Raw genomic sequence first — 24,988 nt, forward strand, 5'->3', positions numbered from 1 at the left:
ATCAAAAACTCGTATTCAAATTGAAGCCCGCCGTATGGCTGGCCGTGCGGAACAGCTCGGGCTTGCGCACGGGCCAGCCGACAAAGGCGTCGTACTGCACGCCCAGCCACTGGCCGCGCACGCCGACGAAGCCGCCCGTCAGGCGCCGCGCGATCAGCCATTCGGCGGACGGCCCTGCCACTTCGCCGTGATCGAGTCCGGCATACGCTTCCTGGCCGCTGCTGCCCAGTGGCATGGCGAGCTCGTTGCGCAGCAGCCATCCCCGTTCGGCCGACAGGCTGCTTTCGCCGTCATAGCCGCGCACCGTGTAACGTCCGCCGATGGCAAAGCGGTCCTGCGGCACCAGCGGCGTGCGGTTGTGCTGCGTGCGCCAGCTGCCCGAGTAGCGCAGCGGCTGGCCAGCCAGCGTGAACGGCACCGACAGGGCCGCGTCGGCCAGGATCAGTTTGAAACGCGAGGTGCCTTCGCCAAACGCTTCCTCGGGCGCGGCGATCGCGTCCATTGCGCCCGTGCCGCGCCGGTATTGCAGATTCAGATCCAGCGTCGCCTGGCCCAGAAATTCGCGGTGGCCGATGCCAACTTCCCAGCCCGCCATGCGGCGGCGCTGCACTTCCACTTCCGTGTCATCGATGAAGTTTTGCGCAGAGCGCTGCCAGCCGCGCAGGGACACCGTCGTCTTGCGCGAGGCGTCGCGGTACACCAGGCGCGACAACTTGACTTCGCGATTCTGGCTGGCGCCGCTGTAGTTGTAGTCCTGGCTGATGCCGGCCACGGACTGGTGGTAGCGACTGTCGCTGGCCGTGAAGGCCAGCAGCCAGTAGGCGTAGGGAATCGAATAATGGGCCACCATGCCACCCGTACCGCGCGGACCGTGGCGGTTACCGTCGACGTTCTGATTCAGGCTCAGGTAAAACAGGTCGTTCAGGGTCAGCCAGTGGTCATACGACAGGGTCACGCTGCCCTGCAGCTTGCCGGTCGAGCGCGAACCGCCATCGTCGAGGCCCAGCGCCAGGCGAAACGGCAAGCCCTGCTTCCACTGGATCTGCAGGTCGCTCTCGCCCGGCTTGGCATTGCCGCCCTCGGCCGGCATGATCTGGATATCGGCCTCGGCCGTCGGCACGCGCTTGAAGTTTTCCAGCGCCTGTTCCGTATCGCGCACATTGAGCAAGTCGCCGGGCCGCGCCGGCACGGCGTTCCACCAGGTGGCGCGGGGATTGGCGCCGGGCGCGAAATGGATCGCGCGGATGTAGCCAGGCACCAGCATCAGCTTGAGCGTTCCTGTTGCCAGGTTTTGCGGCTCTGCCAGCACCCGGGTGGTGACATATCCCTTTTGCATGATGGCGTTCTGCACGCGCGCCATCAAAAGATTGATGCCCCCTGTGCCAAGGCAGCGGCCGGCAAACGGATCGGCTTGCCCATCGTCGGCGCGCCGCGCCGCCGCCAGCGCCCACTGAAACTGTGCCGAGCGCTCGCCGCTCAACTCCAGCGTATCGATCACGAAACACGGTGCCTCGCCGGAGGGTAGGCGCGTGGATGGCGTGGCGACCGTCGTGGCGGGTAGGCGCACATCGGGCACCGCTTCCTGCTGCTGGCGTATGCTGCGTTCACGCTCTTGCTGACGCATCAATTCCTGCTCTGCCGCCTCGCGCTGAGGCGACTGCAGTCCCGGCGCCCCCGTTCCTGTCTGCGCCTGGGCCAACGATGACAAGGCCAACATGGTTAACGCGACGAGCCTCCTGGCACCTCGAAAGCGCTTCAGTCTCGCCGCCAGCGGGAATACCTTACCGGCATTGTCCAAATACCGAGATGGCAGCAAGCTGACATCCATTCTTCGCTTCCAGACAGTAACCGCAGTACGTATAAATACCATTCATCCATCCTTGATTGAGGTACTGCTTCCTGTCGCAACTTCCGCAGCCATGCCCAGCCAAAATGCACTGCATGGCCAGGGGCCAAAACTCAAGCGACGGATATTTCGGGATGACATCGAAGTTTTACTAATTTAGCAATTTACGGAGGCGCGCAACAATGGTAAATAGGACTACTCCGAAACCAAGTGCCCGCATGCTGTCGACGCAGAACATGGCGACATGTCTGGGTGGCAAGAGAAGAACAGCAATAGGTGAACGAGTATGGATCCACTTGCCAGCATCGGCAGCCATGCACTCACTGCCGATGGGAACAAATAGACATGAAGCTGGGCGTGTGGGTGCCTGCCTTTCGCTATAATTGCGTGCTATTTCTTTTTAAGAGGTATGAACAGTGCGGGGACGACGCTTCAAAACGCAAACCGATATTGATCGTTATATTGCACACGGATACGGGCAAGGGGATGGTGCAAACTACAAGCCCTGGCTGCGCGTACAGGACGTCCCATCGCAAGGCCGGTCACGCAAGGCGCAGCACTGATTCGCCGATGCCGACCGACCGGCTTGCCTCCGTATGGCTATATCCTTCGTCCAGTACCAGGCATGCCGCCTGCTGTTTGAACTCAGGGGAAAACGTACGTCTTTGCTTGCTCATCAAACACCTCTCCATGGCGAGCATTCTCGCCTAAATCAGTGTCCGGGTACATTAAACCACTACACGTACCATTAATAACGCCATGAAAAAAACAGTGCTTAAGCGCGCCAATCGTTGCCAGGCAGTGCCAGAAAAATAACAAAAAAGCCCGTGAAATCACGGGCTTAGGTGTGGTTTACTGCCTCTCAGTGCCAGCAGTTGCTAGACATCAAATCATTCCCACTCGATGGTCGCCGGCGGCTTGCCCGAGATATCGTAGACGACACGGTTGATGCCGCGCACTTCATTGATGATGCGATTGGAGACCTTGCCCAGCAAGCTATGCGGCAGGTGCGCCCAGTGGGCCGTCATGAAGTCTTGCGTTTGCACGGCGCGCAGGGCCACCACGTATTCGTAGGTGCGGCCATCGCCCATCACGCCCACCGATTTGACGGGCAGGAAGACGGCAAACGCCTGGCTCGTCGCTTCGTACCAGTTGGTCGGCACGCTATCCTGGTCGAAGCCAGGAACGACGACCGGCTCATATGGCGTGTTGCGCAGTTCTTCGATGAAGATGGCGTCGGCGCGGCGCAGCAGGTCGGCGTAGTCTTTCTTGACTTCGCCGAGGATGCGCACGCCCAGGCCTGGGCCCGGGAATGGGTGGCGGTAGACCATGTCATGCGGCAAGCCCAAGGCCACGCCGAGTTTGCGCACTTCGTCCTTGAACAGTTCGCGCAAGGGTTCCAGCAACTTGAGCTTCATGGTGTCCGGCAAGCCGCCCACGTTGTGGTGACTCTTGATGGTCTGGCCTTTCTTGCCCTTGCCGGCCGATTCGATGACGTCCGGGTAAATCGTGCCTTGCGCCAGCCATTTGGCATTGACCAGCTTGCCCGATTCGACCTGGAACACTTCAACGAATTCGCGGCCGATGATCTTGCGCTTTTGCTCTGGGTCGGTCACGCCGGCCAGGTGGCCCATGAACTGCTCTTCCGCATCGACGCGGATGACTTTCACGCCCAGGTTCTTGGCGAACATGTCCATTACCATCTTGCCTTCGTCCAGGCGCAGCAGGCCGTGGTCGACGAAGACGCAGGTCAGCTGATCGCCGATGGCGCGGTGGATCAGCGCTGCCGCGACGGACGAATCGACGCCGCCGGACAGGCCCAGGATGACGTCATCGGTGCCCACTTGCGCGCGGATTTTTTCCACCGCTTCGCTGATGTAATCAGGCATGTTCCAGTCCGACTTGCAGCCGCAGATTTCATGCACGAAACGGCCGAGCATAGCCTTGCCCTGCACCGTGTGCGTCACTTCCGGATGGAATTGCACGCCGTAGAACTGGCGCTCTTCATCGGCCATGGCGGCGATCGGGCAGCTCGGGGTGTTGCCCATCAGCTTGAAGCCTGGCGGCATTTCCAGCACCTTGTCGCCATGGCTCATCCACACTTTCAGCATGCCGTGGCCTTCGTCGGTGACGAAGTCGGCGATACCATTGAGCAACTTCGTATGGCTGCGGGCGCGCACTTCGGCGTAGCCAAATTCGCGCACCAGACCGTTTTCCACCTTGCCGCCCAATTGAGCCGCCATGGTTTGCATGCCGTAGCAGATGCCCAGCACGGGCACGCCCAGCTCGAACACGGCTTGCGGCGCGCGCGGCGAGTCGCCGTCCAGCGTGGAATTGTGGCTGCCCGACAGGATCACGCCGGCGGCGCCATAGTTGCGCACGAATTCGTCGCTGACGTCATACGGGAAGACTTCGGAAAACACGCCGGAATCGCGCACGCGGCGGGCGATCAACTGGGTGACTTGGGAGCCGAAATCGAGAATGAGGATTTTAGAATGCATGGTCGGAGCTTTATTCAAGGTCAATTGCAAAACCGGCGCACTGGGCGCCGGTCTGGACTTTCGTTACCGCTTACTCGGAGCGATAATTTGGCGCTTCTTTCGTGATCTGCACATCATGGACATGCGACTCGCGCATGCCGGCCGAGGTGATTTCCACGAATTCCGCTTTTTCGCGCAGTTCGTCGATGGTGGCGCAACCGCAGTAACCCATCGATTGACGCACGCCGCCCACCAGCTGGAAGATGATCGCCAGCACGCTGCCCTTGTAGGCCACGCGGCCTTCGATACCTTCCGGCACGAACTTGTCGGCCTTCATGGTGGCGTCCTGGAAATAACGGTCAGCCGAACCATCGGACATCGCGCCCAGCGAACCCATGCCACGGTACGACTTGTAGCTGCGGCCCTGGTACAGGATCACTTCGCCCGGTGCTTCTTCCGTACCGGCAAACATGGAGCCCATCATGACGGTCGAGGCGCCAGCGGCCAGCGCTTTCGAGATATCGCCCGAGAAGCGGATACCGCCATCGGCGATACATGGCACGCCCGTGCCTTCCAGTGCTTCGGCAACATTCGAGATAGCCGTGATTTGCGGCACGCCCACACCGGCGACGATACGCGTAGTGCAGATCGAGCCAGGACCGATGCCGACCTTGACGGCGTCGGCGCCGTATTCCACCAGCGCCTTGGCGGCGGCGGCGGTCGCGATGTTGCCGCCAATCACTTCCACCTGCGGGTACTTGGTCTTGATCCAGCGTACGCGGTCGAGGATGCCTTGCGAGTGGCCGTGGGCCGTGTCGACCACCAGCACGTCGACACCGGCGGCGACCAGCAGGTCGATGCGTTCTTCATCCTTGGCGCCGACGCCGACGGCAGCGCCGACCAGCAGTTTGCCCTGGCTGTCTTTCGACGCGAACGGGTGCGAGGTCGACTTCTGGATATCCTTGACGGTGATCAGACCGCGCAACTCAAACGCGTCGTTGACGACCAGCACGCGCTCGAGGCGGTGCTTGTTCATCAGGCGCTTGGCTTCGGCCGTATCGGCGTCTTCATTGACGACCACCAGCTTTTCGCGCGGGGTCATCTTGGCGGAGGCTTCCGCGTCGAGTTCCTGCTCAAAGCGCAAATCGCGGTTGGTAATGATGCCGACAACTTCCTTGCCCTTGACGACAGGGAAACCGCTGATGCCGTATTGTTCCGTCAGCGCGATCACATCGCGGATTTTCATTTCCGGTGGAATCGTGATCGGATCACGCAACACGCCAGCTTCGAAACGCTTCACGCGGGCCACTTCACGCGCCTGGTCCTTCGGATTCAAATTCTTGTGGATGATGCCGATGCCGCCTTCCTGGGCCATCGCGATCGCCAGACGGGCTTCCGTCACCGTATCCATGGCTGCGGACAGCAAGGGAATATTCAGGGTGATATTGCGGGTCAGGCGAGTTTTGAGGGACGTATCGGCGGGCAGAACGTTGGAGTAGGCTGGGACGAGCAGCACGTCATCGAATGTGAGTGCTTTTTGAAGTAGACGCATAGCATTTCCTATTGGCGCAAAAGCAGATTATACAGAAAAAAGCACCCTCCGTCCTTGCAGCATAGAAAAGATATTTGAAAATAGCAAAAAATGGCGCTCGGCCGGCAGCGGGCAAGCTGCCGCCACCCTTGCCCGCTCAGCCCTTGGCAGGCTTGCCGCCAGCCCGGCGCCGGCGCGCTTCTTTCGGGTCCGCCTGCAAAGGCCGGTACACTTCCACGCGGTCATGCTCGCGCAGGATGGTATCGAGCGGCTTCTTCTTGCCATAAATGCCAACCATGTTCACGGTCAGGTCGATAGAGGGGATTTCCCGCAGCAAGCCGCTCTGCTCTACCGCCTGCCCGATGGTGGCGCCTGCAGGCACCGTCAAGGCACGCAGAAAGCTGCTGCCAGGCAAGGCGTGACAGACTTGGACCTTGATGTTGGCCTCAGCCATACACCGTCTCCGCGCGCTTGCAGAAGGAATCGACCATGCTGTTGGCGATCATGCCGAAAACGGGGCCGATGATCTGTTCCAGTACGCGGCTGGAAAACTCGTAGTGCAGGTCCAGTTCGATCTTGCAGGCATCTTCGCGCAGGGCCTTGAAGGTCCACACGCCGTCGAGGGTCTTGAAAGGACCGTCCACCAGCTTCATCTTGATGGAAGTCGGCGGCACGTTCTCGTTGGACGTGGTGAAGCTTTGGCGCACGCCGTGGTAATGTATGCCCACGCTGGCGACGACCGTGTTCTCGCCCCGCTCGCGAATCTCAACCGCACCGCACCAGGGCAGGAATTTGGGATAATCTTCCACCGCCGCCACCAGCGCGAACATTTGTTCGGCGCTATAGCCGAGAAAAACTGATTTATGTACTACTGCCATTGAAGAACCATTTGCTATGATGTTGGATACATTTGATTTTATCGCGCTTGCGCGAGACAGTAGTTTAACCGACCCGCGCACATTTACCATCTCATGACCATAGCAGACAACAGAAAAGCCTTCCACGACTACTTTATCGAGGATCGCTATGAAGCCGGCATCGTGCTGGAAGGCTGGGAAGTCAAAGCCATCCGCGACGCCCGTGTACAAATCAAGGAAGCCTACGTCGTCGTCCGCGGCGATGAGCTCTTCCTGTTCGGCGCGCATATCAGCGCCCTGCCGACCGCCTCCACCCACATCCACCCGGAAGCCGTACGCACGCGCAAGCTGCTGCTGCACCGCACGGAAATGGATAAACTGATCGGCAAGGTGGAACGCTCCGGCTATACCCTGGTGCCGCTCAACCTGCACTACAAGGGCGGCCGCGTGAAATGCGAAATCGGCCTGGCCAAGGGCAAGAAGCAACACGACAAGCGGGCAGCGGAACGCGACCGCGATGGGGCGCGCGAAGTCCAGGCGGCAATGAAGTCGCACCGCCGCTGATACGGCACTACGCGCAGCGTGCTGCGCCAACACCATCAAACCCGGCTATATGCCGGGTTTTATTTTGCCGGCGCCTGCGGCAAATGAAAAGCATGGCGCGACGGGATGCAAACAGGAGAAGGAAAGAGATACGGCGGAAATAAGACTGGTATGGGCGAAAATACCGGGGAGATAAGTGATGCGAATCCGCTTTGCCTGTCTGGCCAAAGACGATAAATCAGGAAAGTTCCGGATGCTTGCATGCTGCCTTGTACTACACCTGTACTACTCCACAGGACAAGCATCCGAATGAATGGCGTATTACATTACACCTTCAGCAGATCACGCGATTTGCCCGCATCGGTCCACTCTTTGACCCATTTCGGTTGACGGCCACGGCCAGTCCATTGCTGCGTCGCATCATCCGGATTGCGATAGCGTACTGCGACCGTGCCGGTTTTAGCGCGGATACCCGTGCCAACCAGATCTTTGACGGAAACGCCAACGCTTTGGGCAATTGCCAGGATTTGCTCGCGCGCTTTGGACAGATCGTCCTGTTCGCGTTTCTTCATTTGCTTCTTGATGTCGTCCTGCAAGGTACGCAGTTCGGACAGGGATAAGCTGGACAGATCCATGATATTTCCTTGTGTGAGTTGAAAAATATAACTGAACAGTTAAATTCTATCCAATTGTAACGCGACTGAGGTGATTTTTCTTCAGATTTGATTGTTTTTTACAATTCTTTTACCAAAAAACCGACTTCCCTGGCTTTCGAGCGCTGCAAACCTTCAATCCCCGGAACATCCATCGCGCGCAAACAGTCTGCGCAAGCGTCCCTGCTTTGGGCGGCGGCGATTCAATGCAGCACCATCGACAGTATTTATTTTGCAGTACTTTTTGTTTCATTGCAATTTATAGTAATTATAAATGGCAATTCAAAATATACATGGGAGCAATACTATCGCCAATTTTGCATCGGCTACCCAAACACCTCCCAAGCATCCGTCGCGGATATCGGCGCAATCATCGCCACGCATGCGCAGCAGATTCTACTTCAATCAAAAATATAAGCGTCGCACGACAGCATATAATCCCGAAAGTGCGCACAGCATAGCATAAAGAAAATATTTCAACGTTATGGATTCAAGCGCAGATACTCGAGCCCGGCTGCCGACATATATTCCAGCGGCGCAAATGAAAACTGCCCGCGATACGGCGGGCAGTTTTTGACGACAAACTTGCTACGGATTTGCTATTCACCCATCCAGCGGCAATCAGGGAATCGCCACGCCGCCTTTCGGCTTCTGCGTTTTCACCACCTGCATCGCCGTGGCGATCAAGCCGCTCATATCGCCCAGATTGGCCGGCACGATAATCGAGTTATTTGTTTTTGCCAATTGCGCGAACGCGCCCACATACTGCTCTGCCACTTTCAGGTTGACGGCATCTTCCCCGCCCGGCTCACGTATGGCCGCGCCCACCTGGCGCAGCGCTTCGGCGCTAGCCTGCGCCAGCGCGACAATGGCCGTGGCCTGGCCTTCGGCACGGTTGATCGACGCCTGCTTCTCGCCTTCAGAGCGGGCAATGGCAGCTTCGCGCTCACCGCTGGCGATATTGATCTGCTCCTGCTTGCGCCCTTCCGAAGCGGCAATCAAGGCGCGCTTTTCGCGTTCGGCCGTAATCTGCGCCTGCATCGCATGCAGGATTTCCTTGGGTGGCGTCAAATCCTTGATTTCATAGCGTAATACCTTGACGCCCCAATTCGCCGCCGATTCATCGATGGCATTCACGATGGCCGTATTGATATGGTCGCGTTCTTCAAATGTCTTGTCGAGTTCCATTTTACCGATCACGGAACGCAAGGTCGTTTGCGCCAGTTGCGTAATGGCGGCAATATAATTCGACGAGCCATATGAAGCACGCATGGCGTCGGTAATCTGGAAATACAGAATGCCATCGACCTGCAATTGCGTATTGTCGCGCGTAATGCACACCTGCGGCGGCACGTCGAGCGGAATTTCCTTGAGCACGTGCTTGTAAGCGATGCGGTCAACAAAAGGCACGACGATATTCAGGCCTGGGCCCAATACTGCATGGAACTTGCCCAGGCGCTCCACCACCCAGGCATGCTGCTGCGGCACCACATTGACCGTCTTGAAGACAAATACCAATGCCAGCAATAACAAGATCAGCGACACGCTTCCAGTGCTTACTTCCATAATCTACTCTCCAGGTTATTCAACAATCAAACGGCTGCCACGCACGGCACGTATGGTGTAATGACCGGCCTGCGTATCGCTGCCGGGAATCAGTTCCACATCCCACAAGGCGCCGCGGTACATGACGCGCGCCGCGCCATCGACCCAATGCGCGACCGCCACGCTTTGGCCGATATCGAGATTCACATTCGGATCCTGCGCCGCATCGCGCCGCGCCGCCTTGCCAAAACGGCTGCGCCGCAATAACAAAGTGGCCGCCACGCCGACAATGGCCGCCGTCAGAGCTTGCCAGCCACCATTGCCGCCCGCCAGCGCCACCAGTCCTCCGGCACTGATGCCGATGGCGATCATCAGCAAATAAAACGTGCCCGTAAACAGCTCAAGGATCAATACCGCGCCTGCCGCCACAAACCAGCCTACCCATTCAGCCATGATGCCTCCATCTTTGCGAATCCGAAAATAAAAAACCCCGCAGCCTATATAAGCGACGGGGTTTAATGCGTATGACTGCCTGATATTATTCTTGCCAAACACCTATATACAAGCAGTCTAACGCAATTCCTGATGGCGTCAATAGGCAGGGGCGAATTAGCGCCGCAGGCCCGGCATTACTCTTCCAGCAGGCTGCGCAGCATCCACGCCGTTTTTTCATGCAAATCGAGGCGCTGCGTGATCAGGTCGGCCGTCGGCTGGTCATTGGCCTTTTCCAGCAAAGGGAACAGGCGGCGCGCCGTGCGCGCGGTCGCTTCCTGCGCCGACACCAGGTGGCTGACCATGTCCAGCGCCGGCGGCACGCCGTCGATTTCCTTGATCGAGGCCAGCTTCACGAATTCCTTGTAGGTGCCCGGCGCCGGATAGCCGAGGGCGCGAATGCGCTCGGCGATCAGATCCAGCGCGGCCCACTGCTCCGTGTATTGCGTCATGAACATCAGGTGCAGGGTGTTGAACATCGGCCCCTTGACGTTCCAGTGAAAATTATGGGTCATCAGGTACAAGGTGTAGCTGTCGGCCAGCAGGCCGGACAGGCCTTCCGCGATCTTCGCGCGGTCCGCCTCGGAAATGCCGATGTCGATCTTTGCCACTTTGCTCGGTTTCTTGCTTGCCATGAGAACTCCCGTTTCAATGTATTGGTGGAATCATTTTAGCTGATCTGGCGCAAGCCCATCGAATACTGCCGTGCGCCGCATGGTTATCGCCTGTCCCTGCATGATGGGCATAAAAAAACCCGCTGCCAGGTGAGCGGCAGCGGGTTTTCAGAGGGCGATAAAGATGCTTACGCTTTCAGCGCAGCCAGCTTTTGCCAGGTGTCGATCACCGAGTCGGGATTCAGGGACATCGATTCGATGCCCTGCTCCATCAGCCAGACGGCGAAGTCAGGATGATCGGAAGGACCCTGGCCGCAGATGCCGATGTACTTGCCGCGTGCCAGGCACGCCTTGATGGCCAGGGCCAGCAGGGCTTTCACGGCAGGATCGCGTTCGTCGAAGTCGGCGGCCAGCAATTCCATGCCGGAATCGCGGTCCAGGCCCAGGGTCAGCTGGGTCAGGTCGTTCGAACCAATCGAGAAGCCGTCGAAATGGTCGAGGAACTGGTCGGCCAGGATGGCGTTCGACGGCACTTCGCACATCATGATGACGCGCAGGTCGTTCTCGCCGCGCTTCAGGCCATTTTTCGCCAGCAGGTCGATGACTTTCTCGGCCTGGCCCAGGGTGCGCACGAATGGCACCATGATTTCCACGTTCGTCAGGCCCATGTCATTGCGCACGCGCTTCATCGCTTCGCATTCCATGTTGAACGCTTCGGAGAAGTCGGCCGACAGATAGCGCGCCGCGCCGCGGAAGCCCAGCATCGGGTTTTCCTCGTCCGGCTCGTAGCGCGAACCGCCGATCAGCTTCTTGTACTCGTTCGACTTGAAGTCGGACAGGCGCACGATGACTTTTTTCGGCCAGAACGCGGCGGCGATGGTGGCGATGCCTTCGGCCAGCTTGTCGATATAAAACGCTTTTGGCGATGCATGGCCACGCGCCACCGATTCCACGGCCTTTTTCAGGTCGGCATCGATGTTCGGGTATTCCAGGATCGCGCGCGGATGCACACCAATATTGTTATTGATGATGAATTCCAGGCGCGCCAGGCCCACGCCGGCATTCGGCACGGACTGGAAGTCGAACGCCAGCTGCGGGTTGCCCACGTTGAGCATGATCTTGGTATCGAGCTTCGGCAATTCGCCGCGCGACACTTCCGACACTTCCGTTTCCAGCAAGCCGTCGTAGATCTTGCCTTCGTCACCTTCGGAGCACACGACGGTGACGAACGTGCCGTCTTTCAGCACATCGGTGGCATTGCCGCAGCCGACGACGGCCGGCACGCCGAGTTCACGCGCGATAATTGCTGCGTGGCAGGTACGGCCGCCACGGTTGGTGACGATGGCCGAAGCGCGCTTCATGACCGGTTCCCAGTTCGGATCCGTCATGTCGGCAACGAGCACGTCGCCTGGCTGCACGCGCTCCATGTCGGCCGGGTCGTGAATCACGCGCACGGGGCCGGCGCCGATCTTCTGGCCGATGGCGCGGCCCGAAGTCAGCACGGTACCGGTGCTTTTCAGCTTGAAGCGTTCCTGCACGTCGGTCGCCTTTTGCTGCGACTTGACGGTCTCGGGACGCGCTTGCAGGATGTACAGCTTGCCGTCGCGGCCATCCTTGCCCCACTCGATGTCCATCGGACGGCCGTAGTGGTTCTCGATGATGACGGCGTATTTGGCCAGTTCCACCACTTCGCTGTCGTTCAGCGAGTAGCGGTTGCGCATTTCGACGGGCACGTCGACGGTTTTCACGGAACGGCCAGCTTTCGCTTCGTTCGTGAATTCCATCTTCAGCAGCTTCGAGCCGATATTGCGGCGGATGACAGGCGACTTGCCTTTTTCCAGCATCGGCTTGTGCACATAGAATTCGTCGGGATTGACGGCGCCCTGCACCACGGTTTCGCCCAGGCCATAGCTGGAGGTGACGAAGACCACGTCCTTGAAGCCCGATTCCGTGTCGATGGTAAACATCACGCCGGCCGCGCCCAGGTCGGAACGCACCATGCGCTGCACGCCAGCCGACAAGGCCACTTCCGCGTGGGTAAAGCCTTTGTGTACGCGATACGAGATGGCGCGGTCGTTGTACAGCGACGCGAACACCTGTTTCATGGCGTCGAGCACGTTGTCGATGCCGACCACGTTCAGGAAGGTTTCTTGCTGACCAGCAAAAGACGCATCCGGCAAGTCTTCCGCCGTGGCGGAGGAGCGCACGGCAAACGACATTTCGGTATCGGAATCGGCCACCAGTTTGGCGTAGAACTGGTCGATTTCGGCGGCCAGGCGTGGCTGGAATGGCGTTTCCACGATCCACTGACGGATCTCGGCACCGGCTTGCGCCAGCGAGCGCACGTCATCGATGTTCAGCCCTTCGAGGCGCTGGGCGATGCGTTCGGCCAGCGGCAAGCCGCCATTGGCGCTATACGACAGGAAATCGCGGAATGCCTGCGCCGTGGTGGCAAAGCCACCGGGCACGCGCACGCCGGCTTCCGCCAGCTGGCTGATCATTTCGCCCAGGGAGGCGTTCTTGCCGCCGACGGATTCGACATCCGTCATGCGCAAATGCTCGAACGAGGCAACATACACCGCGTCCTTGTCTTCCTGCTGTTGCGATACTGCGTTGGTCATAATGACACCCTTACTGATGATAGAAATCTTTACGCGCGGCGCACAGACAGTCTTCTTGTTATTCTTGGCGTCGTGCAGCACAATCATACCGTTGCAGCCATTTTACCTTGTGCGGCGCAAATTGACGACGCACAATCTTGATCCGAAAACCCATGACACAAGAACCACGCCCTCCTCTGCCCTCCGCGGCCCGCACCGTCTTCTTCGTTTCCGACGGCACCGGCATCACCGCCGAGACGTTCGGCCACTCGGTGCTGACGCAGTTCGATCTGCGCTTCCGTCAGATCCGCCTGCCCTTCATCGACACCATGGACAAGGCCTACGAGGCGGCGCGCAAGATCAACGAAGCATTCGCCACCGATGGCCAGCGCCCGATCATTTTCTCGACCCTGGTGAAGAACGACCTGTCGGCCGTGATCCGCAAATCCAGCGGCATGCACATGGACCTGATCCAGACCTTTGTCGCTCCGCTGGAGCAGGAACTGGGCGTGATGTCGACCCATACCATCGGCCGTTCGCACAACATCGTCGACAGCGAGGAATACAAGAACCGCATCGAGGCGATCAACTATTCGCTGGCGCATGACGACGGCCAGTCGCACAAGAACCTGTCGTCGGCCGATGTCATTCTGGTGGGTGTTTCACGCTCTGGCAAGACCCCGACCAGCCTGTACCTGGCCATGCAATACGGTATCAAGGCGGCCAATTATCCGCTGATTCCCGACGATTTCGAGCGCGACAAGCTGCCTTCCGCCTTACTGGAATTTAAGAATAAAATTTTCGGATTGAGCATTACGCCCGAACGTTTGTCGGAAATACGCAACGAAAGACGCGCTGGAAGCAAGTATGCGGCCATCGAAAATTGCCGTTACGAGGTCAACGAGGCGGAAAAAATGATGAAACGCGAGGGCATCCGCTGGCTATCGTCGACCACCAAGTCGATCGAGGAGATCTCCACGACGATCCTCCAGGAGATCAAACCGAACCGCCGCGAGTATTAACACAGAAAGGTCCGCCGCGTAGCGCAGGCATCACGTCGAAAGCAAGGTGTCTGCAATAAAACTTGCCAGCGGTTTGCGCTAGCGGCCTGGCGGTCTGGCGGCGGCCTTCATCGTCGTAACGGCATTGGATTCAGAGCAAAGCAAAACCGCGTGGCCAGCGATGCTTTTGCCATGCCGTTCAAGGCTTGCTCTTAAAATATCTTTCGCACTTTCCACGACCATACTTTCTGCTGCAGTCATCCCCGACTGGCCAGTGATCAAAAACTCCCTTTCGATATCCCTGACCAAACTGCGGTGATCCGGCGTGGCCGATAGCCGGCCAGGTCGCAGCGGGCTGAAAACTCAATCTTTACACTTTCTTATTTATCAAAAATACATTATTATTTTATTTCTTAAAAGCAAATAAGAGTTCTCGACCGCGCGGACATTATTTTTGCTCGATCGCGTTACCACCTAGGCCATCATAGTATGTTTAAACGTAATACCCTTTCCGTGTTTGCTTCAAGCTGCACTATGCTGGCGGCCCTGTCACTGACCGGCTGCGCTGTCAATAAAGCCACCAGCTCGCTCAGTCCGGGAACCGATCTGAACAGTATCAAAAGCGTCTACGTGGTGAAGTTGCCGCAAGACGGGCGCCATATCGACAAGATCATCAAGGCTAATCTGGAAAAGCGCGGCTATGTGGTGACCAACGGTCCTGTATTGGCGGGACCGTACAACGCCGATGTCGCCGTCACGTACGCCGACAAGTGGGTGTGGGATATCACCATGTACATGGTGGAACTGAGCGTCAACTTGCGCGACCCGAAAACCGGCTTCCCGCTTGCCACTGGCAATTCCTTTCATACCTCAATGACACGCAAGTCGCCCGACGAAATGGTCGATGAAGTGCTGAACAATATTTTTTCCGCCTCGCCGCAGTAAATCCTGCGGTTTGCTGCCAGCGGCAAACCGCGCCGTGTTCACTCATCCACTACCCATATCATGAAAAAAATTCTGCCATTCCCTGCAGCGCGCCTGCTCGCCATCCCTGTCGTTGCCACTCTGCTGGCACTGGGCGGTTGCGCATCTCCCGTCACCTATCAGGCAATGGTGCCGGTGACGCTGAAAGTAAGCCAGCAACACCCACAATCGGTGTCAGTGGCGGCGCTCGGCGGCAGCGGCACCAACAGCATGGGTAAATCGCAGATCGACAACGCGGAACTGGCGAAAGCGGTCACCGAAGCGATCAACCAGACCAAGACCTTTTCGCGCGTGGTGCCCGGCAAGGGCGGCGACTACCTGCTGACCGTCAACATCGTCAACGTCGTCCAGCCCAATTTCGGCTTTTCCTTTACTGTGGGCCTGGAAATGGGCTGGACACTGATACGCGCCAGCGACAGCAGCAAGGTGTGGCAGGAAGCCATCAAATCGGAATACACGGCCAGCGCCACCGACGCTTTCGCAGGAACCACACGCCTGCGCCTGGCGACGGAAGGTGCGGCACGTAACAATGTCGAACAGGGTCTGCGCAAGATCGCTGAGCTAAAACTGTAAGTCACCGCACAGCCGGCTTTCCTGGCGGACCTGCCGCTATGCCTCGCTGCCCAGCACCGTCAGCGCCGCCACCAGCTGGTCCAGTTCAGCTGTGGTGGTCGTGACGGCCACCGTGGCGCGCACGACATCGGTAGCGCCGATATTGCGCTGCACGGTAAATACGCCAAAGCGCTGCAGCAAGACTTGCTGCAGTGCGCGCGCGTCCATGCCGTCGACGGCAAAGGCGACCAGCGCCGTGCCGTGCCTGGCGTCCAGCGGCGACAACATGCGCACGCCGGGCAGTTGCGCGGCGCGGCTGACCCAGTAATCGCGCAGCCAGGCCAGGCGTTCGGTCTTGGCCGGCGTGCCGCCCAGTCGCGCATGAAAGTCCAGCGCTGCAGGCGCGGCCAGGATGGCGCCGATCGGCGGCATGCCCATGTGCAGGCGGCTGCGGATATCGTCCAGCGGATAATCATCGTCGCCACAATGCGGCTCGATCTTGTGCAACTGCGACGCGCGGATATACACGACACCGAGTCCCGCCGGCGCGCCCAGCCATTTATGCAGATTGAAACCGGCGAAAACGACGCCCATGGCTTGCACGTCCACGTCGACCTGCCCCAGCGCATGGGCGCTGTCGAGCAGCACATCGATGCCATGTTCGCGCGCCAGCGCCATGATGGCTTTCACCGGCAGTTGCTGGCCGTTGGCCGGCGTCACCTGCGACAGCAGCAGCAATTTTGGATTGACGGCCTGGCGCATGGCTTGCGCGTAACTGGCGATGATCTCGTCATCGCTGATGGGCAGGCTCAATGTGACTTGCGTGCTGGTGACACCACGGCGCTGCGCCAGCCAGCGCATGGCCGTGCGCATGGCCGGATAATCGAGATTACTCCATAGAACCGTATCGCCGGGCGCCAGGCCGTGGTATTGCGTGATCAGCACCTGCATCGATTCGGTGCCGCTGCGGGTCAGCAGGATCTCGTGCGGCTCGGCGTGGATCAGCGCGGCGACGCGCTGGCGCAGGATATCCACGTGCGTGCGCGTAAACTCGCCGCGCACGAAGGGACTCAGTTGCTCGTTGGTGTAGCGCACGGCCTGCTCGAACGCCGCTTGCACGGGTGCGGCCATGGCGCCGAAATAGCCGTGTTCGAGATTGACGATGGCGTCCGGCGGCGTGGGATACAACGCGGCCACCTGGCGCCACCAGGCCTCGTCACGTGCGGCGCCATCGGCTAGCACAGGGAAAGTCATGGCTACGCTGTTCAGGGCTGGCCCTGGCGCAGCTGCTCGAAGAAGCAGACGGCGGCGCAGGCGGCCACGTTCAGCGATTCGATCTGGCCCAGGTGGGGAATGACCACCTGGTGTGTCGCCATCGACAATAAATCGTCGGCCACGCCCTGCCCTTCATGGCCAAACAGCCAGGCGACCGGTTGGCGCAGGTCGACGTCGTACAGCTGCTGCGTGGCGTAGCCGCTGGTGGCCAGGGTCGCCACAGTGGCGCCCGACACGAGCGCCGCCAGGTCGACGTTTTCAAAGATGTCGAGCACGAAGTGCGCGCCCATCGCCGCGCGCAGCACTTTCGGCGACCAGCAGAAGGCCGTGCCGGCGCTGCAGTACACCTGCGTGATGCCGGCGGCGGCCGCGCTGCGCAAAATCGACCCCACGTTGCCTGGGTCTTGCAGGTTATCGAGCAGCACGGCCGACACGCTCAGCGGCTGCGTGACGGCACGTTCCGGCGTCTCGACGAGGAACATCACGCCCACGCCGTGTTCGACCTGGCTCACCGCGTTGTACAGCGCGTCGGGCAAGCCCAGTACGTGCGCGCGCTGGCTTTCCAGCTGGCCGACGATCTCCATCACTTCCGGGTTACGCAAGGCGCTTTCGCTGACGATGCATTGCTCCGGCATGCCGCGCAGCTGCAGATACGACTGGCACAGATGCACCCCATCGAGCAGGGTGCGGCCCGACTTGCGGCGCGCCTGCGAACTGCCCGCCAGTTTCAGCAAATCCTTGTATTGCGCGTTGTCGCGCGAGGTAATCGTCTTCATGCCGCCACCTCCTGTCCACCAAACAGGGCGATCACATTGCGCACGGGAGCGAACGAGCGGCGGTGCACGGGCGAGGCGCCGTGCAGGTGCAGGCGTTCCAGGTGCAATTTGGTGCCATAGCCCTTGTGCTGGTCGAAGCAGTACTCGGGATAGGCCGCATGCAGATGCACCAGGGCCGCGTCGCGCGCCGTCTTGGCCAGGATCGAGGCGGCCGAAATCGAATCGACCTTGTCGTCGCCACCGATGATGGCCATGCCGCGTATCGGCATCACGGGGCAGCGGTTGCCGTCGATCAGGGCCAGGGTCGGCACGGTCGCCAGCGCCTCGACGGCGCGGCGCATGGCCAGCATCGATGCCTGCAAAATGTTCAGGCGGTCGATCTCTTCTTCCGACGCTTCGGCGATGGCCCAGGCCAGGGCCTTGGCCTTGATCTGCGGCGCCAGCAGGTCGCGTTTGGCTTCGCTGAGTTTTTTCGAATCGCGCAAGCCGTCGATCGGCTGATTCGGGTCGAGGATCACGGCGGCGGCGAACACGGGGCCGGCCAGCGGACCGCGGCCTGCCTCGTCGACGCCACAGATGATTTCATCGAGCGAGAATGGCAAGTCGTCAAACAGGCCGGGATAGATATTTTTCACGTTGAATCTTTGGTAGGAACTGCGATTGAAACGGTGCTTACTTGCGGTGTGCGGCGATGACCTGCATGACGGCATTCGCGCTTTCCTGCGCGCTGTCGCGCAGCAGGCTGTGATGCATGTCCGTGAAGCGCTGCACCAGGCGCAAACGGCCCGGCACGTCGCTCAGCTGCTGCCACATGGCCTCGGCCAGCGCCTCGGGGCTGGCCGCGTTTTGCAGCAGTTCGGGCACCAGGTAGTCGCGCGCCAGGATGTTCGGCAAACCTATCCACGGCTGGTAACCCATGTGGCGCATGATTTCCCACGAAGCGCGCATCATCTTGTAGGCGATGACCATGGGCTTCTTGTACAGCGCCACTTCCAGCGACGCCGTGCCGGACGCCACAAGCACCGCATCGGCGGCGCAGATGGCCGTGTGCGAGCCACCGTCGGTGAGCAGTATCTCGACGTCCTGCAAGCCCGCTTCCGCGATCAATTGCAGGAAGTACTGGCGCTGTTTTTCGCCGGCCATGGGCGCGACGAAACGCAGGGAGCGGTCGCGCGCCAGCAGCAATTTGCAGGCGGTCACGAAAGCCACCGTATTGTATTTGAGTTCGCCCGTGCGGCTGCCCGGCATCAGGGTCACGACATTGGCGTCTTCCGGCAAGCCCAGGGTACGGCGCGCGGCCGCTTCGTCGGGCTGCAACGGAATCATCTCGGCCAGCGGATGGCCGACATAGGTGACGGGCACGCCTGCCTTGCGGTAGATCTCTTCCTCGAACGGGAAGATCACCAGCATGTGCGAGACGGCCTTGATGATTTTCTTGATACGGCCACCGCGCCAGGCCCAGATCTGCGGCCCGATGTAGTGCACGGTGGGGATGCCGCCTTCCTTGAGCTGTTGTTCCAGTCCCAGGTTAAAACCCGGATAGTCGGCGCCGATGAAGACGGCGGGACGCTCGGCCAGCAACTGGTCGCGCAGCGCGTTCTGGATGCCCTTGATCTCGCGGTAGCGGGGGATGATCTCGAACAGGCCGCGCACGGTCAGCTTGTCGAGCGGCCAGTCAGAGACAAAACCCTGCCTGGCCATGTGCTCGCCGCCGATGCCGTGGAAGCGCGCGCCGGGCAGCTGCGGCACGAGGCCGGACAGCAGCCGGCTGGCCAGCAGGTCGCCCGACACCTCGCCGGCGACGATGGCGACGTTGGCGACCGGCAGGCCGCTGGTTTGGTCAGCGGACGATGCCACGCGACGCCACGCCAAGGAATTCGCGCATGGCGCGTATGTGTTGCGCCACCTCGGGCGACGACGCCGCTTCTTCTTCGAACAGGGCAGCCTTGGATTCTTCCAGGGTCAGTCCCGCGCGGTAGATGAGTTTATATGCGGTGCGGATGCCGTTGATCTGCTCGCGCGTGAAGCCGCGGCGTTTCAGGCCTTCGATATTGACGCCGTGGGCTTGCGCCGGATTGCCGTTCAACAGGACGAACGGTGGTACGTCCTGCGTCAGGCTGGTGCTCATGCCGACGAAGGCGTGCGCGCCGATCTTGCAGAACTGGTGCACGTTGGCGAAGCCGCTCATGATGACCCAGTCGCCGATTTCCACGTGGCCCGCCAGCTGGGCATTGTTGGAAAAAATCGTGTTGTTGCCCACCAGGCAGTCGTGCGCCAGGTGCACATACGCCGAGATCCAGTTGTCATTGCCCAGGCGCGTGACGCCGCCACCCTGCACGGTGCCCGTGTTGAAGGTGCAAAATTCGCGGATGGTGTTGCGGTCGCCGATGTCCAGGCGCGTCGCCTCGCCCGCCCATTTTTTATCCTGTGGCTGCGCGCCGATGGAGGAAAACTGGAACAGGTGGTTGTCGCTGCCGATCGTCGTGTGGCCGTCGATGACCACGTGCGGGCCAACCTTGGTGCCAGCGCCGATGCGCACGTGCGGACCGATGATGGTGTACGGACCCACCTCGACCGAGCTGTCGAGCTCGGCCTTCGGATCGATGACTGCCGTGGAGTGGATGGCCGCCATTACTGCCCCGCTGGCTGGCTCGCAGATTGGCTCGCATCCTGCGCGCTGCGGATGGTGCACATCAGTTCCGCTTCCAGCGCGACCTTGCCGTCGACCGTGCCGACGGCCTTGTACTTCCAGATGCCGCGCGAAACGCGCAGGATTTCCACATCCATCTTCAGCTGGTCACCCGGTTCGACGGGACGCTTGAAGCGCGCATTGTCGATGCCGACGAAGTACACCACCGAATTTTCGTCCGGTTTCACGCCCATCGACAGGAACGACAGCAGTGCCGCCGTCTGCGCCAGCGCTTCGATCATCAGCACGCCAGGCATGACCGGCTTGTGCGGGAAATGGCCCTGGAAGAACTCTTCGTTGACCGTCACGTTCTTGATGGCGGTGATGGTTTTGTTCGCTTCCCAGTCCAGCACGCGGTCAACCAGCAGCAGCGGGTAGCGGTGCGGCAGCAGCGATTTGATGGCGAGGATGTCGAGGGTCTTTTTTTCAGTAGTCATTTTTCGTCTTGCGTGGTCAGTGTTTTAATTGTTTTTTCAAGCGCGCGGATCTTCTCGCGCATGCTTGACAGGTTGCGCACGATGGCGGCGCTCTTTTCCCAGTCGGCGTTCTTGGCCAGCGGATAGAAGCCCGTGTACTGGCCCGGCTCCACTATCGAACGAGAGACCATGCTGCCCGAGCCCACGTGGACGCGGTCGGCGATGGTCAAATGGCCCAGCACCATGGCGGCGCCGCCAAAGGTGCAGTACTTGCCGATGATGGCGCTGCCGGCCACGCCGACGCAGCCGGCCATGGCCGTGTGCGCGCCGATGTGGCAGTTGTGGCCGATCTGGATCTGGTTATCGAGCTTGACGCCATCTTCGATGATGGTGTCGGCCAGTGCGCCACGGTCGATGGTGGTGTTGGCGCCGATGTCGACATCGTCACCGATCACCACCCTGCCCGTCTGCGGAATCTTGATATACACGCCGCCTTCGTTGGCGAAGCCGAATCCGTCGGTGCCGATGACGGCGCCCGAATGGATGATGCCGCGCTGGCCAATCACGCAGCGCGCATGGAAGGTGACGTTGGCGAACAACTGGGTACCGGCGCCGATGACGGCGTCGCGCCCTACCACGCAACCGGCGCCGATGACGCAGGCAGGACCGATCACGGCGCCCGCTTCGATCACGGCGCGCGGCCCGACCGATGCGGTCGCGTCGACCTGCGCGCCATCATCGACGATGGCGCTGGCATGGATACCCACGGGCGGCTTGATCTCGGCCAAGGAGGCGAAATACTGCGCCGCGCGCGCGAAATACACATAGGGATTCGGGGTGACGATACGCGCACCGGCGTACTCGCCGCCGATCAGCGCGTCGTCGGCCGGCGTGAGTATCAGCGCGCAAGCGCCGCTCTGGGCCGCCTGTGCGCGGAATTTGCTATTGCTGAGAAAGCTGATGTGCGAAGCGCCGGCGTCGGCCAGCGGTGCGATGCCTGTAACTTCCAGGTTCGGATCGCCCGCCAACTGCCCGCCGAAGCGTTCGACCAATTCACCTAGTCGAGTGCCCATCGATATACCCTTATAAAAACGCCTGACTATGCCTGCTGCGCGGCGCGATTTGCGGTCTCCGATGCTCACTGTGCTCCAGCACAGCTCCGCTTCTCAACCACAACTCACATCCGCTCGCTACGGCACTGCCAGGCTTGAAACCGTTACTGTTACTTGTCCAGCGCCTTCAAAACCTTGTCGGTAATGTCGATGCGCGGGCTGGCCCACAGGGCTTCCTGCAGCACGATGTCATATCCTTCGATATGCGCCATCTGCTGGATGATGGTGTTGGCTTTTTCCGCGATGGCGCTGCGCTCTTCGTTCGTGCGCTGGCTCAGGTCTTCGCGAAACTCGCGCTGGCGGCGTTGCAGCTCCTTGTCCAGCTCGAAAAACTCGCGCTGGCGCTTGGCGCGCTCCGCCTCGCTCAGGGTCGGCATGTCCTTTTCCAGGGCTTCGTTGGCGACCTTGAAGCGGCTGGCCAGTTCCTGCACGGCCTTTTCACGCGAGCGGAACTCTTCGGCCAGCTTGGCGCTGGCCAGCTTGGCCAGTCTCGATTCGTTATAAATACGTTCGCTGCTGATCCAGGCGATCTTCGACTCCTGAGCCTGCGCCTGCACCGGCAACAGCGAACTCCAGCACAATGCGATCACGGCAAGGGTCTTGGGCAGGGTAGCGGATGCGGTGTTCATGATACTCCATGGTCAAAAAGTAAAAGCTCTCGCCCCGGTTCAGATGGCCGGTTAAAAACCGGTGCCCATCTGGAACTGGAAGCGCTCCAGGCGGTCCGTCGGCTTGGCGTTCAGCGGCTTGGCATAGCTCAGCTTGAGCGGGCCCACCGGTGAAATCCAGCTGATGCCCAAGCCAGCAGAATAGCGCAATTGCGACAGACGCATTTTTTCGCCTTCCTGGTAGACCTGGCCGCCGTCAAGGAAACCGAACCAGCGCAAGCTGCGGTCATTGCCCGAACCGGGGAATGGCATCTGCAGTTCCGCGTTGGCGATCAGGCGCGAAGCGCCGCCCAAGGCATCGTTGGTGCTCGGTTCGACCGCGCCCAGCGAGGAACTCAGGTAGCCGCGCACCGAACCGATGCCGCCGCCGTAGAAGTTCTTGAAGACCGGATACACGTGCTTGCCGATGCCGTGGCCGTAATCGAGCTCACCCTTCAGCGCCAGGGTGACTTTGCTGAACAGCGGACGGAAATACTGGTGCTCGTAGATGGCACGGAAGTACTTCTGGTCGCCGATCAGGTCAGCCTCCAGGTTGACGCGCTGGTAGCGGCCGATCGATGGCGTCAGGGCGCTGTCGCGGCTGTCGCGCTGCCATGCCGCCGTCAGCGGAATGGAGTTCGTCGTGGCCGAACCGATGCCGTCGGACGGGCCGCCATTGTCGACCACGTACTGCTTGAAGCGGATCGGGCTGGTGATATCGGTCTCGATGCGCGAGCGCTCGCCGCCGATACCAAAGAAGACGGTATCGACTTCCGAGAACGGCACGCCGAAACTGACGCGGCCGCCGGTCTGCTTGATCTTGTAGCTGCCGATATTCAGCGCCGGCGGTTCCGTCGTGCGCAGGTAGACTTCAAAACTGCGCGAAATGCCATCGTCCGTGTAGTACGGATTGGTTTGCGAAAACGCAATGGTGCGGCTGTAATGGCTGGTATTGAGTTCAATGCCGACCGTGTTGCCGCTACCGGCGAAGTTGGCCTGCGAAATCGACGCCGACAGCGTGAATTTTTCCGATTGCGAGAACGCGCCGCCGATCAGGAAGTTACCCGTCGGTTTTTCCACCACCGTCACGTTGACGTCGACCTGGTCGGTCGTGCCCTGCGCTTCCGGCGTGTCGATGGTCACGTCCTTGAAGTAGCCGAGGCGGTCGACACGGTCGCGCGACAGCTTGATCTTGTTGCTGTCGTACCAGGACGATTCGAACTGGCGGAATTCACGGCGGATGACTTCATCGCGCGTGGTGGTGTTGCCGGCGATATTCATGTGGCGCACATAGACGCGCTTGCCCGGATCGATGAAGAAGGTGAAACCGACTTCATGCTTTTCACGGTTGATTTCCGGATTGGCGTTGACGTTGGCAAAGGCGTAGCCGAACGTGGCCAGGCGGTCCTGGATGCGCTTGTTCGTGGCCGTCAGGCGCGCGCCCGAATAGATCTCGCCTTCGCGCATCAGGTTCAGGGCTTTCAGTTCTTCTTCGCGGCCGAACATCTCGCCTTCGAACTTGGTGCCGGCGATCTTGTACTTTTCACCTTCGGTGATATTGATCGTCAGGTAAATGTCTTTTTTATCGGGCGTGATCGACACTTGCGTCGAGTCGACCTGCATCTCGATATAGCCGCGGTCCAGGTAGTAGGACTTGAGCGACTCGATGTCGCCCGTCAGCTTGGTCTTCGAATATTGATCGGCCTTGGTGTACCAGCTGAACCAGCCGCCCGTATTCAAGGCCAGCTGTTCGCGCAGCTCCTTGTCGGTGAAGGCCTTGTTGCCGACGATATTGATCTGCTTGATGCGGGCCACGTCGCCCTCGTCGACGGCGAACACCACGTTGACGCGGTTGCGCTCGATCGGCGTGACGGTGGTGGTGATCTTCACGCCATACAGGCCATGCGACAGGTACTGGCGCTTGAGTTCCTGTTCCGCGCGGTCAACGGATGCCTTGTCGAAAATCTTGGCTTCACCCACGCCGATTTCCTTCAATGCCTTGACCAGCACATCCTTTTCAAATTCCTTGGTACCCGTAAATGCCACGGAAGCGATGGCCGGACGTTCCTCGACCAGCACCACCAGCACATCGCCCTCGGCTTCCAGGCGCACATCCTTGAACATGCCCGTCGCATACAGGGCCTTGATGGCGGCGATACTCTTCTCGTCGGAGAACGTTTCGCCGACCCGCACCGGCAGGTAGGCAAACACGGTGCCCGCTTCAGTACGCTGGATCCCTTCGACCCGGATGTCCTTGACAGTAAATGGCTGGACGGCCAGCGCGTGGCCGGAACAGATGGCCATGACGGCGGCGCCGATCAGGCTGCGGCGAAAGGAAGGCAAGGCAAAACGAGCAGAATGTAATTTCATTGGGG

The 24,988-nt window shown here is 60.0% G+C and carries 23 protein-coding genes and 1 pseudogene; 4 read left to right on the forward strand and 20 right to left on the reverse strand.

Going from position 1 to position 24,988, the window contains the following annotated elements:
* Nucleotide 1: 1 nt before the first annotated feature.
* The 6 genes and pseudogenes from ACPJXG_RS15890 to ACPJXG_RS15915 all read right to left on the reverse strand — a co-directional run bounded on the left by ACPJXG_RS15890 (nucleotide 2) and on the right by ACPJXG_RS15915 (nucleotide 6,735).
* Nucleotides 2-1,717: a ShlB/FhaC/HecB family hemolysin secretion/activation protein gene (locus tag ACPJXG_RS15890; RefSeq protein WP_425251658.1), complete on the reverse strand. Its 1,716-nt coding sequence runs from the start codon at nucleotides 1,715-1,717 to the stop codon at nucleotides 2-4.
* 680 nt (nucleotides 1,718-2,397) lie between these two features.
* Nucleotides 2,398-2,523: pseudogene (locus ACPJXG_RS15895) on the reverse strand (transposase); the annotation flags it as partial.
* A gap of 213 nt (nucleotides 2,524-2,736) precedes the next feature.
* Entirely contained in the window at nucleotides 2,737-4,347 is a 1,611-nt protein-coding gene (gene guaA / locus ACPJXG_RS15900; RefSeq protein ID WP_035818203.1) for a glutamine-hydrolyzing GMP synthase, read from the reverse strand.
* Nucleotides 4,348-4,417: 70 nt separating this feature from the next.
* A complete protein-coding gene (gene guaB, locus ACPJXG_RS15905; RefSeq protein WP_035818200.1) occupies nucleotides 4,418-5,878 on the reverse strand; it encodes an IMP dehydrogenase in 1,461 nt (486 codons plus the stop codon).
* Between the two features lie 136 nt (nucleotides 5,879-6,014).
* A complete protein-coding gene (locus ACPJXG_RS15910) occupies nucleotides 6,015-6,311 on the reverse strand; it encodes an RnfH family protein (protein ID WP_425251659.1) in 297 nt (98 codons plus the stop codon).
* Complete coding sequence (locus ACPJXG_RS15915) at nucleotides 6,304-6,735, reverse strand: type II toxin-antitoxin system RatA family toxin (protein ID WP_035818194.1); 432 nt, start codon at nucleotides 6,733-6,735, stop codon at nucleotides 6,304-6,306. Before ACPJXG_RS15915 ends, ACPJXG_RS15910 begins: the two co-directional genes overlap by 8 nt.
* A gap of 93 nt (nucleotides 6,736-6,828) precedes the next feature.
* Here ACPJXG_RS15915 and smpB point away from each other — a divergent pair, with 93 nt between their 5' ends.
* A complete protein-coding gene (gene smpB / locus ACPJXG_RS15920) occupies nucleotides 6,829-7,278 on the forward strand; it encodes an SsrA-binding protein SmpB (protein ID WP_034752217.1) in 450 nt (149 codons plus the stop codon).
* Nucleotides 7,279-7,583: 305 nt separating this feature from the next.
* Here the strand turns inward: smpB and ACPJXG_RS15925 are convergent, their stop codons facing one another.
* The 5 genes from ACPJXG_RS15925 to ppsA form a co-directional block, all read right to left on the reverse strand.
* On the reverse strand, nucleotides 7,584-7,892 hold the full coding sequence (locus ACPJXG_RS15925; protein ID WP_035818192.1) for an H-NS family nucleoid-associated regulatory protein: 309 nt from the start codon (nucleotides 7,890-7,892) through the stop codon (nucleotides 7,584-7,586).
* Nucleotides 7,893-8,531: 639 nt separating this feature from the next.
* Entirely contained in the window at nucleotides 8,532-9,476 is a 945-nt protein-coding gene (locus ACPJXG_RS15930) for an SPFH domain-containing protein (protein ID WP_035818190.1), read from the reverse strand.
* 15 nt (nucleotides 9,477-9,491) lie between these two features.
* A complete protein-coding gene (locus ACPJXG_RS15935; protein WP_035818188.1) occupies nucleotides 9,492-9,908 on the reverse strand; it encodes an NfeD family protein in 417 nt (138 codons plus the stop codon).
* A 176-nt stretch (nucleotides 9,909-10,084) separates the two neighbouring features.
* The gene (locus tag ACPJXG_RS15940; RefSeq protein WP_034752224.1) at nucleotides 10,085-10,582 is read right to left on the reverse strand and encodes a Dps family protein; all 498 of its coding nucleotides are present in this window, start codon (nucleotides 10,580-10,582) and stop codon (nucleotides 10,085-10,087) included.
* A 167-nt stretch (nucleotides 10,583-10,749) separates the two neighbouring features.
* On the reverse strand, nucleotides 10,750-13,182 hold the full coding sequence (gene ppsA, locus ACPJXG_RS15945; RefSeq protein WP_035826959.1) for a phosphoenolpyruvate synthase: 2,433 nt from the start codon (nucleotides 13,180-13,182) through the stop codon (nucleotides 10,750-10,752).
* Between the two features lie 152 nt (nucleotides 13,183-13,334).
* Between ppsA and ppsR the strand changes: the two genes are divergently transcribed.
* From ppsR to ACPJXG_RS15960, 3 genes are all read left to right on the forward strand, one after another.
* Nucleotides 13,335-14,183 (forward strand): posphoenolpyruvate synthetase regulatory kinase/phosphorylase PpsR, encoded by an 849-nt coding sequence (gene ppsR, locus ACPJXG_RS15950; RefSeq protein ID WP_035818186.1) that lies wholly within the window; start codon nucleotides 13,335-13,337, stop codon nucleotides 14,181-14,183.
* A 468-nt stretch (nucleotides 14,184-14,651) separates the two neighbouring features.
* Nucleotides 14,652-15,107, forward strand: a complete 456-nt coding sequence (locus ACPJXG_RS15955) for a hypothetical protein (protein WP_425251660.1) — start codon at nucleotides 14,652-14,654, stop codon at nucleotides 15,105-15,107.
* 60 nt (nucleotides 15,108-15,167) lie between these two features.
* Nucleotides 15,168-15,719: a hypothetical protein gene (locus tag ACPJXG_RS15960; RefSeq protein ID WP_152598649.1), complete on the forward strand. Its 552-nt coding sequence runs from the start codon at nucleotides 15,168-15,170 to the stop codon at nucleotides 15,717-15,719.
* Between the two features lie 36 nt (nucleotides 15,720-15,755).
* Here ACPJXG_RS15960 and ACPJXG_RS15965 read toward each other — a convergent pair whose 3' ends face one another.
* The 9 genes from ACPJXG_RS15965 to bamA all read right to left on the reverse strand — a co-directional run bounded on the left by ACPJXG_RS15965 (nucleotide 15,756) and on the right by bamA (nucleotide 24,983).
* Complete coding sequence (locus ACPJXG_RS15965) at nucleotides 15,756-16,952, reverse strand: aminotransferase class V-fold PLP-dependent enzyme (RefSeq protein WP_425251661.1); 1,197 nt, start codon at nucleotides 16,950-16,952, stop codon at nucleotides 15,756-15,758.
* A gap of 11 nt (nucleotides 16,953-16,963) precedes the next feature.
* Nucleotides 16,964-17,749 (reverse strand): TrmH family RNA methyltransferase, encoded by a 786-nt coding sequence (locus ACPJXG_RS15970; RefSeq protein ID WP_425251662.1) that lies wholly within the window; start codon nucleotides 17,747-17,749, stop codon nucleotides 16,964-16,966.
* Complete coding sequence (gene rnhB / locus ACPJXG_RS15975) at nucleotides 17,746-18,384, reverse strand: ribonuclease HII (protein WP_035818175.1); 639 nt, start codon at nucleotides 18,382-18,384, stop codon at nucleotides 17,746-17,748. Before rnhB ends, ACPJXG_RS15970 begins: the two co-directional genes overlap by 4 nt.
* A gap of 37 nt (nucleotides 18,385-18,421) precedes the next feature.
* Nucleotides 18,422-19,606, reverse strand: a complete 1,185-nt coding sequence (lpxB, locus tag ACPJXG_RS15980; RefSeq protein ID WP_425251663.1) for a lipid-A-disaccharide synthase — start codon at nucleotides 19,604-19,606, stop codon at nucleotides 18,422-18,424.
* Nucleotides 19,590-20,381, reverse strand: a complete 792-nt coding sequence (gene lpxA / locus ACPJXG_RS15985; protein WP_035818170.1) for an acyl-ACP--UDP-N-acetylglucosamine O-acyltransferase — start codon at nucleotides 20,379-20,381, stop codon at nucleotides 19,590-19,592. Before lpxA ends, lpxB begins: the two co-directional genes overlap by 17 nt.
* Entirely contained in the window at nucleotides 20,381-20,875 is a 495-nt protein-coding gene (gene fabZ, locus ACPJXG_RS15990) for a 3-hydroxyacyl-ACP dehydratase FabZ (protein ID WP_035818168.1), read from the reverse strand. The genes lpxA and fabZ overlap by 1 nt, the downstream gene beginning before the upstream one ends.
* A complete protein-coding gene (gene lpxD, locus ACPJXG_RS15995) occupies nucleotides 20,872-21,927 on the reverse strand; it encodes a UDP-3-O-(3-hydroxymyristoyl)glucosamine N-acyltransferase (protein WP_425251664.1) in 1,056 nt (351 codons plus the stop codon). The genes fabZ and lpxD overlap by 4 nt, the downstream gene beginning before the upstream one ends.
* Nucleotides 21,928-22,076: 149 nt before the next feature.
* Entirely contained in the window at nucleotides 22,077-22,595 is a 519-nt protein-coding gene (locus ACPJXG_RS16000) for an OmpH family outer membrane protein (RefSeq protein ID WP_051958405.1), read from the reverse strand.
* 51 nt (nucleotides 22,596-22,646) lie between these two features.
* Nucleotides 22,647-24,983 (reverse strand): outer membrane protein assembly factor BamA, encoded by a 2,337-nt coding sequence (bamA, locus tag ACPJXG_RS16005; RefSeq protein ID WP_035818165.1) that lies wholly within the window; start codon nucleotides 24,981-24,983, stop codon nucleotides 22,647-22,649.
* Nucleotides 24,984-24,988: the final 5 nt, after the last annotated feature.

Origin of the sequence: Janthinobacterium sp. NFX145, from assembly GCF_049810325.1 — a bacterium.
GTDB lineage: Bacteria > Pseudomonadota > Gammaproteobacteria > Burkholderiales > Burkholderiaceae_D > Janthinobacterium > Janthinobacterium rivuli.